The 12,684-nt window shown below is 69.9% G+C and carries 11 protein-coding genes; 7 read left to right on the top strand and 4 right to left on the bottom strand.

What is annotated here, in order from left to right:
- Window positions 1-96 precede the first annotated feature (96 nt).
- From WJ16_RS24315 to mmsB, 3 genes are all read left to right on the top strand, one after another.
- Complete coding sequence (locus WJ16_RS24315) at window positions 97-1,422, top strand: MFS transporter (RefSeq protein ID WP_069259601.1); 1,326 nt, start codon at window positions 97-99, stop codon at window positions 1,420-1,422.
- 110 nt (window positions 1,423-1,532) lie between these two features.
- Window positions 1,533-3,059 carry a CoA-acylating methylmalonate-semialdehyde dehydrogenase gene (locus WJ16_RS24310; protein ID WP_069261115.1) on the top strand — a complete coding sequence of 509 codons (1,527 nt, stop codon included), beginning with the start codon at window positions 1,533-1,535 and terminating at the stop codon, window positions 3,057-3,059.
- 16 nt (window positions 3,060-3,075) lie between these two features.
- A complete protein-coding gene (mmsB, locus tag WJ16_RS24305; RefSeq protein ID WP_069259600.1) occupies window positions 3,076-3,966 on the top strand; it encodes a 3-hydroxyisobutyrate dehydrogenase in 891 nt (296 codons plus the stop codon).
- A 118-nt stretch (window positions 3,967-4,084) separates the two neighbouring features.
- Here mmsB and WJ16_RS24300 read toward each other — a convergent pair whose 3' ends face one another.
- From WJ16_RS24300 to WJ16_RS24285, 4 genes are all read right to left on the bottom strand, one after another.
- Window positions 4,085-4,417 (bottom strand): hypothetical protein, encoded by a 333-nt coding sequence (locus WJ16_RS24300; RefSeq protein ID WP_069259599.1) that lies wholly within the window; start codon window positions 4,415-4,417, stop codon window positions 4,085-4,087.
- A gap of 220 nt (window positions 4,418-4,637) precedes the next feature.
- Complete coding sequence (locus tag WJ16_RS24295) at window positions 4,638-7,058, bottom strand: cytochrome c (protein WP_069259598.1); 2,421 nt, start codon at window positions 7,056-7,058, stop codon at window positions 4,638-4,640.
- Window positions 7,048-7,551: a (2Fe-2S)-binding protein gene (locus tag WJ16_RS24290; RefSeq protein ID WP_069259597.1), complete on the bottom strand. Its 504-nt coding sequence runs from the start codon at window positions 7,549-7,551 to the stop codon at window positions 7,048-7,050. Before WJ16_RS24290 ends, WJ16_RS24295 begins: the two co-directional genes overlap by 11 nt.
- Before the next feature lie 160 nt (window positions 7,552-7,711).
- Window positions 7,712-8,869: an FAD-dependent monooxygenase gene (locus tag WJ16_RS24285; RefSeq protein ID WP_069259596.1), complete on the bottom strand. Its 1,158-nt coding sequence runs from the start codon at window positions 8,867-8,869 to the stop codon at window positions 7,712-7,714.
- Between the two features lie 298 nt (window positions 8,870-9,167).
- Here WJ16_RS24285 and WJ16_RS24280 point away from each other — a divergent pair, with 298 nt between their 5' ends.
- The 4 genes from WJ16_RS24280 to WJ16_RS24265 are packed head-to-tail and all read left to right on the top strand — an operon-like array spanning window position 9,168 to window position 12,539.
- Window positions 9,168-9,920, top strand: coding sequence for a maleate cis-trans isomerase family protein (locus WJ16_RS24280; RefSeq protein ID WP_006483547.1), 753 nt, complete (start codon window positions 9,168-9,170; stop codon window positions 9,918-9,920).
- A 27-nt stretch (window positions 9,921-9,947) separates the two neighbouring features.
- The gene (locus WJ16_RS24275; protein WP_069259595.1) at window positions 9,948-10,778 is read left to right on the top strand and encodes an alpha/beta fold hydrolase; all 831 of its coding nucleotides are present in this window, start codon (window positions 9,948-9,950) and stop codon (window positions 10,776-10,778) included.
- 47 nt (window positions 10,779-10,825) lie between these two features.
- Complete coding sequence (locus tag WJ16_RS24270) at window positions 10,826-11,866, top strand: 2,5-dihydroxypyridine 5,6-dioxygenase NicX family protein (RefSeq protein WP_069259594.1); 1,041 nt, start codon at window positions 10,826-10,828, stop codon at window positions 11,864-11,866.
- Window positions 11,867-11,885: 19 nt separating this feature from the next.
- Window positions 11,886-12,539 carry an isochorismatase family protein gene (locus WJ16_RS24265; RefSeq protein WP_069259593.1) on the top strand — a complete coding sequence of 218 codons (654 nt, stop codon included), beginning with the start codon at window positions 11,886-11,888 and terminating at the stop codon, window positions 12,537-12,539.
- Window positions 12,540-12,684 lie beyond the last annotated feature (145 nt).

The following is a 12,684-nucleotide window of genomic DNA, read 5'->3' as shown; positions in this document are numbered from 1 at the left end:
CAACCGGTTTCTTTATCGGTACATGATGAATCTGCGCATAACTATACTCGACCGTGACCTGCGGACTACGAGCCGCGGCACCACCACGGAGACACCATGCAGACGCGATCCACCCTCGATGAGCATGCGACAGTCGCGGCGCCGGCACCCGCGCGCACCGCGAAGCACTACCTGCTGGCCGGCTGGGCCAGCATGGCCGGCACCACGATCGAGTGGTACGACTTCTTTCTCTACGGCACGGCCGCCGCGCTCGTGTTCAACCGCATCTTCTTCCCGTCGCTGGACCCGGTCGTCGGCACGCTGGCCGCGTTCGGCACGTTCGCGGTCGGCTTCATCGGGCGGCCGATGGGCGGCATCGTGTTCGGCCATTTCGGCGACCGGATCGGGCGCAAGTCGATGCTGATGATCACGCTGCTGCTGATGGGCGTGCCGAGCATGATCATCGGGCTGATCCCGTCGTACGACCGCATCGGCTACTGGGCAGCCGCGCTGCTGATCGCGATGCGTTTCCTGCAGGGGATGGCCGTCGGCGGTGAATGGGGCGGTGCGGTGCTGATGGCCGTCGAGCATGCGCCGAAGGGCCGCAAGGGGCTGTTCGGCAGCCTGCCGCAAACGGGTGTCGGGCTCGGCCTGATCCTGTCGTCGGTCGCGATGGCCGCGGTGGCCGCGCTGCCCGACGCCGACATGCTGTCGTGGGGCTGGCGCGTGCCGTTCCTCGCGAGCATCGCGCTGGTCGGCCTCGGCTGGTTCATCCGCGCGAAGGTGCCCGAGTCGCCCGACTTCGAGAAGGTCAAGCATCAGGGCAAGGCCGAGAAGTCGCCGGTGACGGCCGCGCTGCGCCGCCATCCGCGCGAAGTGCTGACGATCGTCGGCGCGCGTGCCGCCGAGAACACGTGGTTCTACATGGTCGTCACGTTCGCGCTCGCTTACGCGACGCAGCAGCTGCATCTGCCGAAGGCCGAGATGCTGCACGCGATCACGGCCGGCGCGGTGCTGTCGCTCGTCACGATGCCGCTGTGCGGCCACCTGAGCGACCGCATCGGCCAGCGCCGGATGTTCGCGATCGGCCTCGTGCTGATGTGCGCGTTCGCCGCGCCGTTCTTCATGATGCTCGGCACGCAGCAGACGTCGTACGCATGGTGGGCGATCGTGCTCGGCTTGGGCGTCGTGTTCCCGATTCTCTATGCGCCAGAATCGCTGCTGTTCGCGCAGCAGTTCCCGGCGGAAATCCGCTATAGCGGCATCTCGCTGTCGGTGCAACTGGCCGGCGTGATCGGCGGCGGGTTCGCGCCGATGATCGCGACGTCGCTGCTCAAGGCCGGCGGCGGCCAGCCGCACTATGTGATCGCGTATCTCGTCGGCTTCGGCGTGTTCGCGCTCGTATGTACCGCGCTGATGCGCCCGGCGCGCGCAGACGTCTGAGCGCGCGCATCTTCACCCGATTCGGGTTCGTCCCGTCGTTCGCCGTGCGTGCATGCGCGGCGGATGCGGGCCCCCTTTTTCTTCATCACACCGTTTTCCCGGAGATCGTCATGAACGCCGCAGTTCCCCAGACCACCCTCGCGCTGCCCACCGCCAAGCTGCTGATCGACGGCGCGTTCGTCGAATCGCAAAGCGCCGAATGGGGCGACATCGTCAACCCCGCGACGCAGGAAACGATCGGCCGCGTGCCGTTTGCGACGCTCGACGAGGTCGATGCCGCGATCGCGTCCGCGCAGCGCGCGTTCCAGACGTGGAAAACGACGCCGATCGGCGCACGGCTGCGCATCATGCTGAAGTTCCAGGATCTCGTGCGCCGCAATCTCGAACGGATCGCGCACACGCTGACCGCCGAGCAGGGCAAGACGCTGCCCGACGCGCAAGGCGACATCTTCCGCGGCCTCGAAGTGGTCGAGCACGCATGCTCGATCGGCACGCTGCAGCAAGGCGAATTCGCGGAGAACGTCGCGGGCGGTGTGGATACCTACACGCTGCGCCAGCCGATCGGCGTGTGCGCGGGCATCACGCCGTTCAACTTCCCCGGAATGATTCCGCTGTGGATGTTCCCGATGGCGATCGTGTGCGGCAACACGTTCGTGCTGAAGCCGTCGGAACAGGACCCGCTGTCGACGATGCAGCTCGTCGAACTCGCGATCGAGGCCGGCGTGCCGAAAGGTGTCCTGAACGTCGTGCACGGCGGCAAGACGGTGGTCGACCGCCTCTGCACACATCCTGACATCAAGGCGATCTCGTTCGTCGGCTCGACGCGCGTCGGCACGCACGTGTACAACCTCGGCAGCCAGCACGGCAAGCGCGTGCAGTCGATGATGGGCGCGAAGAACCATGCGGTCGTGCTGCCCGATGCCCATCGCGAACAGTCGATCAACGCGCTCGTCGGCGCCGGCTTCGGCGCGGCCGGCCAGCGCTGCATGGCGACGTCGGTCGTCGTGCTGGTGGGCACGGCGCGCGACTGGCTGCCCGATCTCGTCGAGAAGGCGAAGGCGCTGAAGGTCAACGCGGGCCACGAGCCGGGGACCGACGTCGGGCCGGTCGTGTCGAAGGCCGCGCATGCGCGCATCACCGCGCTGATCGACGAGGGCGTGAAAGCCGGCGCGAAGCTCGAACTCGACGGCCGCGACGTGAAGGTGCCCGGCTACGAGCACGGCAACTTCGTCGGCCCGACGATCTTCTCGAGCGTGACGACCGACATGTCGATCTATACGGAAGAAATCTTCGGGCCGGTGGTGGTCGTGATGGAAGCCGACACGCTCGACGACGCAATCGCGCTCGTCAACGCGAACCCGATGGGCAACGGCGTGGGCCTGTTCACGCAGAGCGGCGCGGCCGCGCGCAAGTTCCAGAGCGAGATCGACGTCGGCCAGGTCGGCATCAACATCCCGATTCCGGTGCCCGTGCCCTACTTCAGCTTCACGGGCTCGCGCGGCTCGAAGCTCGGCGATCTCGGCCCGTACGGCAAGCAGGTCGTGCAGTTCTACACGCAGACCAAGACGGTCACCGCGCGCTGGTTCGACGACGACGCGACGGCCGGCGGCGTGAACACCACGATCGCGCTGCGCTGAGCCCGGGAGCCCGACCATGGAAATCGCCTTCATCGGACTCGGCAACATGGGCGGCCCGATGGCCGCCAACCTGCTCAAAGCGGGCCACACGCTGACGGTGTTCGACCTCGACGCGCATGCGGTCGACGTCGCGGTGCGCGCAGGCGCGACGGCCGCCGGCTCGCCGCGTGAAGCGGCCGCGCGCGGCGCGGTCGTGATCACGATGCTGCCGGCCGCGCAGCACGTGCGCACGGTCTACCTCGGCGACGACGGCGTGCTGGCCGGCGCCCGCGCGGGCGCGACGCTGGTCGACTGCAGCACGATCGACCCCGGCACCGTGCGCGCGGTCGCCGACGCCGCCGCGCAGCACGACTTGCCGCTCGCCGACGCGCCGGTGTCGGGCGGCACCGGCGGCGCGCAGGCCGGCACGCTGACCTTCATGGTCGGCGCCCACGCCGCGCTGTTCGAGCGCATCCGCCCCGTGCTGCTCGACATGGGCAGCAACGTCGTGCATTGCGGCGGCACGGGCACCGGGCAGGTCGCGAAGATCTGCAACAACCTGCTGCTCGGGATCTCGATGATGGGCGTGTCGGAAGCGATGGCGCTCGGCGCCGCGCTCGGGATCGATCCGGCCGTGCTGGCCGGCATCATCAACACGTCGACCGGCCGCTGCTGGAGCTCGGACACGTACAACCCGTATCCGGGCGTGAGCGACACGGCGCCCGCCGCGCGCGGCTATGCGGGCGGCTTCGCGGCGAACCTGATGCTGAAGGATCTCGGGCTCGCGACCGAAGCGGCGCGAAACGCACGCCAGCCGGTCTGGATGGGCGCGCTCGCGCAGCAGCTCTATCAGTCGATGAGCCAGCAGGGGCTCGGCACGCTCGATTTCTCCGCGTGCGTGAAGCTGTACGAGGCACAGCCGGCGTAACCGCCGCCTGCCGCCGGACGTGCGCCGACCCGCGATGTGCGCAAACGCATCGCGGGTCGTCTTGCTTGCGGGGGAAGCGCTGTGCCGGCGACGGCGGCGCGTCAATGCCGCCGGTCGGTCAACCGCGCGGGTTCGACGCCGTCTCGAAGGTCGGATGGCACTCGAACGCGAGTTCGGAGCGCGCGGCGGCACGGCTGCCGCCGCTCAGCGATTCCTGCTTCACGCTCGCGCGCATCCCGCGCTGCGTGCAGTAGTTGGTGGCTTCGTCGACGGCCTTCGTATGGGCGTCGGCCCAGGTCGTCGACACGCCGACCGTGCGCGTCGTCACGGTAAACACGTTCGGGTTCGACGTCGCGGTCACGTCGGAAGCGGTCGAACACGCGGCGAGCAAGCATACGGCAGCCGCGACGGTCAACCATCGCAGGGTTCGAAAGGAAACTGGAGTGGACATGTGGGGCAGGCGCGCGCCGTTCTGCACGCATTGAACAACATAGGCGACAGTATGCCTGCCCGATCGCCGGAGATCATGCCCCTTTCGGTGAACACATTGTTTCGAATGGTTAAACGATGATGAAAATGCGCCATTATTTCTGCCCCGTTTCCGGGTCGGATGCCGTCAATGGGTCATTTTTCCCGGCCGGCCCGGCTGGCGCGTGTGGCGCGGTCGCCGATCAGTGCGCGGCCTCCTGCCTGATCCGCGCCGACGCTTGCGTGAGATTCGGCCATGCCGGCTGCCCCGGCGCGTAGCGCGCGCGGATGTAAGCGGCGAGTTCGGCCATCTGCCGATCGTCGAATGCGTCGCCGAAGCCCGGCATGTAGCCGAGCGCGCCGGTGGCCGGCTGGTCGATCCCGTGATGCAGCACGCGCAGCAGGTTGTCCGGCGCGGCCTGGCTGACGCTCGTGTTGAGCCCCATCAGCGGGCGGACGCCCAAATGCCCGACGCCGCCCGATTCCGCATGGCAGACCGCGCACGCGGCGTCGAAAGCGCGGCGACCGTTCTCGAGGCCCAGCGTCGCGACGGCTTCCGCGCCCCGCGCGTGCCGCGCGGCCGCGTCGGCGGCGGCCGCCGCATCGACGGGCGGCGACAGCGACGCGAGATAGTGCGCGATCGCCCGGACGTCGGCCTCGGGTAGCGCCGCGAGCCCCGCGACGACGGGCGCCATCGGCCCTGCCGCGACGCCGTGTTGCGCGGAGAAGCCCGTGCGCAGGTAGTCGAACAGCGCGCCTTCCGTCCACGGCACCGGCGCCGCCGCCGACGCGACGAGCGGCGGCGCGACCCATCCCTCTGCCTCGCCGCCCGACAGGTAGGCGCGCCCGCCGCGCTCCGCGCCCAGCGCGTTGCGCGGCGTGTGGCACGCGCCGCAGTGCCCGGCGCCGTCGACCAGGTACTTGCCGCGATTCCACATCGCGGAGCGTGCCGGGTCCGGCGCGAACGGCCGCGCATCGTGATACAGCCAGTTCCAGCCGGCGACGAGGCGCCGCCGGTCGAGCGGGAACGGCAGCGTCGTCTTCGGCGGCGCGTGCTTCACGGCCGGCTGCGACATCAGGTACGCATAGAGCGCGAGCAGGTCCGGCTCGCTCAGCTTCGCGAACGCCGTGTACGGGAACGCCGGGTACAGGTGCGTGCCGTCGCGCGAGATGCCTTCGCGCATCGCGCGCGCGAACGCCGGATACGACCACGCGCCGATGCCGGTTTCCGGATCGGGCGTGAGGTTGGTCGTGTAGATCGTGCCGAACGGCGTATCGAGCGCGAGCCCGCCCGCGTTGGTCGCGCCGCCGGGCGCGGTGTGACACACCGCGCAATCGCCGGCGAGCGCCACCTGCCGGCCGCGCTCGAGCGTCGCCGCGCTCCACATCGCGCCGTCCGCGCCGCCGGTCGTCACGGGGGCGATCGGCGCGGGGCCCGGCAGGATCGCGCATGCGAGACCGATCAGCCCGCCGACCACGCCGCCCACGCCGCCGCCGGCCAGCCAGCGGCGCCAGCGCGACGCACGGCGCGGGGCGCCCTGTGGCCCTTCGCCGGCATCGACCGGCATCGGCCGCGCCAGCGCCGCGCGAATGCGCGCGGCATCGAACGGCGGTGCGCGAAACCGCACGCCCGTCGCGTCGTACAGCGCGTTCGCGATCGCCGCCGCGGCCGGCGCGGCCGCCTGCTCGATCCGGCGTGCATCGTGCGCGGACAGTTCGCCGTGCGCGCGATGCGCGGTGGCGTCGAGCGCCACCAGTTCGTGTGCGATCGCGTCCGGCGGCGTGCCCGCGCCGGGTTCGTCATGCGCGGGCCGCGCGGACAGGCGCGCACCCATCACGCGCGAAATCGCCGCCTCGATCTGCCACGCCGGCAAGCCGGCCATCGACGCGGCGCCCGGCTCGCCGGCGCCCTGCCCGGCCACGACGCGCCGCACCGCGACGTCGCCCGTCGTGCGGTCGACGTCGAGATCGACGACCCATGCGGACCACTGCGCAGCGCCGTCCTGTCTCTCGGCGGCGGCAGCAGCAGCGGCCGGTGGCGTGTTGCCGGACGGTGCGACGGCGCCGTCGAAAGCGAAACCGCGCCCGCGCAGGCGCGCCTGCGCACCTGGGTCGATCGCGGCCGGCGCGCCCCATGCGGCGCGCTCGCTGACCATCCGGATGATTTCGCGCGGCCCCGCGTCCCGCGCCGCATCGAGATGCTGCAGGCGCAACGCGACCGGGTCACGCCGCAACGCGCCCGCGAGTTCGTCGACGAAGGATTCGCGCGCGAACGCGTGCGCCTGCCCGGGAATCGCGTGGCCGGCGTCGGCGAGTTCGATCGACGTCTGCGCGTGCCGGTAGACGAACGGCGCGACGGGGGCGGGTTCCGTGCATTCGGTTTGCGCACCGTGCGGCGCGTGAGGATCGTCCGTTGCCGCCTGCGCGCGATAGCGCCACGTCGTCATTCGCCCGTCGGCCCCGGTGCGCGCCTCGATGTCGAGCGCTACCTGCGCGCGTGCATCGTCCATCGGCCAGGTGTAGTGCGCATGGTGCGCGCGCAATGCATCGGCGCCCGCGTCATCGCGCGGCCCGGACACCGTCGCGCGCTCCGCCGCGACGGGCACGGCGGCGTCAGGCTTCATCATCGCCTCGCAGATAGCGCGCCGCGCGCTGCACGGCCCGGATGATCTCCAGGTGCGTGCCGCAGCGGCACAGGTTGAAGCGCAACGCATCGCGGATCGCCGCATCGTCCGGGGCCGGATTGCGGTCGAGCAGCGCCTTCGTGCTCATGATCATCCCGTTCAGGCAGTAACCGCATTGCGCGGCCTGCTCGTCGATGAACGCGCGCTGGATCGGATGCGGCGCGTCGCGCGAGCCGAGCCCTTCCAGCGTCGTGACGTCGCGCCCGTTCGCGGCGGCGGCCGGCACGACGCACGAACGCGTCGCCTGCCCGTCGACCAGCACCGTGCATGCGCCGCACTGCCCGAGCCCGCAGCCGTATTTCGGGCCGTTGAGCGCGCAGTCGTTGCGCAGGACCAGCAGCAGCGGCGCATCGGGCGCCGCGTCGTCGAAGGTGTGCGGCGTGCCGTTCACGCGAAACGCCGGCGGCCGCGACAAAGAAGCGGAATGGGACATGAATGAATCCGGAATGCGGCGCGCGGGACGAAGGCGGCCGTTGGCAAGCGGCCGGCGGCGGGCACGGCCACCGGCGCGCCCGACATATAACACGCCGAAAAACAGGCGTACCGGCGCACGGGCGCCCGCCGCGGCGACGCAGCGAAGCGCCGCGCACGTGTCAGGCCGCCGCCGCGATCCCGTTGCGCGACGGCGCGACGAGCGGCACGTCGAACACGTCGTAGCCGAACACCCACGACGGATCCTCGTTCGTGCGCAGCCACGTGTTGTTGTGCGACACGAGTTGCACCTTCGACGCACGCGCCGCGCGATTCGCCTCGTACAGCGCGAACGCTGCGGCGTAATCGCCGACGCCGACTTCGCCGAGGCAGCGCGCGAGCATCGCGGCGTCCTCGATCGCCATCGCCGCGCCCTGCGCCATGTGCGGCTTCATCGGATGGCACGCGTCGCCGAGCAGCACGAGGCGGCCGCGGCACCACAGCGGCAGCGGATCGCGTTCGAGCAGCGGCCACTTGGTGATCGACGGCGACACGTCGATCAGGTGCTGGATGTCCGCATGAAAACCCGCGAACGCTTCGCGCATCTCGTCGCGGCTGCTGTCGACCATCGATACGCCCTCGGGCCATTCCGCCTGCGGCACGCCGGTCACGTAGTAATACTCGTCGCGCTTCTCGGTCACGTAGTAGACCATCATGTGGCGATCCTCCGACCACCACTTCACGCACATGTCGTACGGCTTGTGGCCGAGCAGCGACGCCGGGAACACCGCGCGGTGCGCGACGTAGCCCGTGTAGCGCGGCGGCTCCGCGCCGAGCAGGTGCTCGCGGATCCGCGAATTCACGCCGTCCGCGCCGATCACGATGTCGGCCGTCTCGATGCTGCCGTCGGCGAACGTCAGGCGCACCGCATCGCCGGTGTCGTCCACCGCCGCGAGCCGCTTGCCGAAGCGGATCGTGCCGGGCGTCACCGCCTGCGTCATCAGCGCATGGAAATCGCCGCGATGCACGGTCAGGTAGCTCGCGCCGTAGGTCTTGCGCGCGTAGTCGCCGAGCGGAATCTGCGCGAGCACGTCGGCCGTGCGCCAGTCGCGGCTGTACCAGCAATCCGGATGCGAACCCATCGCCTCCAGCGCCTCCTCGCAGCCGATGCGCCGCATGATCTTCATCACGTTCGGGCCGAGATGGATGCCCGCGCCGAGGCGCGAGAACGCCGGCGCCTGCTCGTACAGCGCGACGTCGTAGCCGCGGCGCTGCAACAGCGCCGCGGCGGCCGTGCCGCCGAGACCGGCGCCGATGATTGCGATACGGGGTGTGCTCATGCGGATCTCCTGATCGTGGGCCCGTTGCCGAACGCGGCGCGGGAACGGGCGGATTGAATGGCGTTTATGTAGCGTACACACTCAATTTATTCAGGACAAGCGGATTGTTGGCCGTCGCAACAGCATTCGGGAAAACACCAATAATTCCTTTAATTTTCTTATCGACAAACGCTTACGGCACGATTGACATCATTTTGATCCATTGCCATTTTCAAATGTACACACTAGACTTTGCTCGACATCAGGCGATCCCGCGCCAGCGCATCGCCCCACTCTTACCGACACGGAGCCTCCCGTCATGAGCAAGACCTACCGCATCGGCCAGATCGTGCCGAGTTCCAACACGACGATGGAAACCGAGATTCCCGCGATGCTGCGGCTGCGCGAAGCGATCCGTCCCGAGCGCTTCACGTATCACTCGAGCCGGATGCGGATGAAGAAGGTCGTCAAGGAAGAACTCGCGGCGATGGACGCCGAATCCGACCGCTGCGCGGTGGAACTGAGCGACGCGCGCGTCGACGTGCTCGGCTATGCGTGCCTCGTCGCGATCATGGCGATGGGGCACGGCTACCACCGCGTGTCGCAGGCGCGCCTGACGAAGCACACGGCCGACAACGGCGCGCAGGCGCCGGTGCTGACGAGCGCCGGCGCGCTCGTCGACGCGCTGAAGGTGATCGGCGCGAAGCGGATCGTCGTCGTCGCGCCGTACATGCTGCCGCTCACCGAACTCGTGGTCGACTACATCCGCAACGAAGGCTTCGACGTGCTCGCGTACCGCGCGCTGGAAATCCCCGACAACCTCGACGTCGGCCGCCACGACCCGGCGCGCCTGCCCGATATCGTGAAGACGCTGCCGTACCAGGACGCCGATGCGATCGTGCTGTCCGCGTGCGTGCAGATGCCGTCGCTGCCGGCCGTCGCGAAGGTCGAGGCGATGACGGGCAAGCCCGTGATTACGGCCGCGATCGCGACGACCTACGCGATGCTGCGCGAACTCGACCTCGAACCGGTCGTGCCCGGCGCCGGCGCGCTGCTGTCCGGCGCGTACTGAGCGCGGCCCTTTCGACGGAGTCCATCCATGCCCTCGACTTTCCTGTACGGCGCGAACGTCCGCGCCAACGGCATCCGCCAGCACTATCTGCGCTACGGCGGCGCGACCGGCGCACGCGCGGCGCGCCCGGCGATCGTGCTGATTCCCGGCATCACGAGCCCCGCGATCACGTGGGGGTTCGTCGGCGAAGTATTCGGCGCGGCGTTCGATACCTATGTGCTCGACGTGCGCGGGCGCGGGCTGTCCGACGCGTCGCCGTCGCTCGACTACGGCCTCGACGCGCAGGCCGACGACGTCGCGGCGCTCGTCGCCGCGCTCGGCCTGCCGCGCACGAGCCTCGTCGGCCATTCGATGGGGGCGCGGATCGCCGCGCGCGCCGCGCGACGCGGCATCCGCGGCCTCGCGTCGGTCGTGCTCGTCGATCCGCCCGTGTCGGGCCCGAACCGGCGCGACTATCCGGGCAAGCTGCCGTGGTACATCGACTCGATGGCGCTCGCGCGCGCCGGCACCGACGCCGACGGCATGCGCGCGTTCTGCCCGACCTGGACCGACGCCGAACTGCAGTTGCGCGCCGAATGGCTGCACACCTGCGACGAGCGCGCGGTGCGCGCATCGTACGAAGGGTTTCATACCGACGATTTCCACGCGGACGCCGCGCAACTCGCGGTGCCGTCGCTGCTGATCACGGCCGAGCGCGGCGACGTGGTGCGCGACGACGACGTCGCCGAGCTGCAGCGCGCGACGCCGTCGATGCGGCACGTGCGCGTGCCCGACGCGGGCCACATGATTCCGTGGGACAACGCACCGGGCTTCTACGCGGCATTCGGCGACTTCCTCGGCGCGCCGCTCGCGGCCTGATCGCGCGGCGCCCGCCCCTTTCCTTCACGCCTTTACCGGAGCCGACGATGCCAGTCAGCGACATTCAACTGATCGACGCGTGGAAGCAGGTGCTCACGCTGTCGCGCCTCGAACCGGGCCAGACCGTCACGATCCTGACGAGCGCGGCCACCCATCCGCAGACGCTGTCGTGCGCGCTGATCGCGACGCAATCGATGGGCGCCATCGTCAACCGGCTCGACCTGCCGCCGGTAAACGGCGACAAGGCGTTCAGCCGCGACCCGCTCGCGTATCTCGGCACGACGCCGCTGACCGGCAACCGCGCGGCGATCGCCGCACTGCGCGAGAGCGATCTCGTGCTCGACCTGATGACGCTGCTGTTCTCGCCGGAACAGCACGAGATCCTGAAGGCCGGCACGAAGATCCTGCTCGCGGTCGAGCCGCCCGAAGTGCTGGTGCGGATGGTGCCGACGCTCGCCGACCGCACGCGCGTGCTGGCCGCGGCGAAACGGATCGCCGCCGCCCGCGAGATGCGCGTGACGTCGGCGGCCGGCACCGCGCTCGTGTGTCCGCTCGGCGAGTTTCCGCCGACGGCCGAGTACGGCTTCGTCGACGCGCCGGGCCGCTGGGACCACTGGCCGAGCGGCTTCGCGCTGACCTACCCGAACGACCGCACCGCGCGCGGCACGATCGTGATCGATCGCGGCGACATCCTGCTGCCGCAGAAGCGCTACGTGAGCGAACCGATCGTACTGACCGTCGAAGGCGGCTATGCGACGCGCATCGAAGGCGGCGTCGACGCCGCCCTGCTGCGCGACTACATGGAAACCTTCGCCGACCCCGAGGGCTATGCGATCTCGCACATCGGCTGGGGGCTGCAGCCGCGCGCACGCTGGTCGACGCTCGGGCTGTACGACCGCGAGGCGACGATCGGGATGGACGCGCGCGCGTTCGAGGGCAACTTCCTGTTCTCGCTCGGCCCGAACAACGAAGGCGGCGGCACCCGCACGACCACCTGCCACATCGACATCCCGCTGCGCCGCTGCACGGTCGAACTCGACGGCGCAACCGTCGTGCGCGACGGCCGCGTGACCGATCAACCCGCGTGACCCACGAGCACCCGACACCATGAACGATCTTTCCCGCCACGCCGAAGCGAACGTCTATCGCCAGCAGGGTTTCGGCACGCCGCTGCCGCCGCACGGCAACCTCGGCCTGCTGATCGTCGACTTCGTGGTCGGCTTCGCCGATCCCGCGACGTTCGGCGGCGGCAACATCGCGCCGGCGATCGCGCGCACGACGCATGCGCTCGCGCTCGCCCGCGCACGCGGCTGGCCCGTCGCGCACAGCCGCATCGTGTATGCGGACGACGGCAGCGACGACAACGTGTTCTCGCTGAAGGTGCCCGGCATGGCGACGCTGACCGAGCACCATCCGAACAGCGCGATCGTGCCCGAGCTCACGCCCGCGCCCGGCGAACTCGTCGTGCGCAAGACCGTGCCGTCGGCGTTCTTCGGCACCCAGCTCGCGCCGTGGCTCGCGCAGCGTGCGGTGCAGACGCTGCTCGTCGCGGGTGCCGTGACGAGCGGCTGCGTGCGCGCGAGCGTGGTCGACGCGATGTCGCACGGGTTCCGACCGCTCGTGCTCGCCGACTGTGTAGGCGATCGCGCGATTGCACCGCACGACGCGAACCTGTTCGACATGCAGCAGAAATACGCGGCCGTGATGCCGCTCGACGATGCGGTCGCCGCGATCGATGCGATGCAGGCGCGCACGCGCTGAAGCGTCGCGGCGGGCTGGCGGCGTGGCTGGCCGGCACCCGTCCGCGCGATTGACGCTGCGCTTTTGGCGGCCTAGATTGGTGCCGCGCATGCTCGCGGCGACGGCCACCGTCACCGTGCTTGGCACACACCGCGAACCGGATGGC

It is taken from the genome of Burkholderia metallica, from assembly GCF_001718555.1.
Taxonomy (GTDB): domain Bacteria; phylum Pseudomonadota; class Gammaproteobacteria; order Burkholderiales; family Burkholderiaceae; genus Burkholderia; species Burkholderia metallica.
Note: the sequence above shows the minus strand (reverse complement) of the source record. Positions and strands in the feature narration are given on the sequence as shown.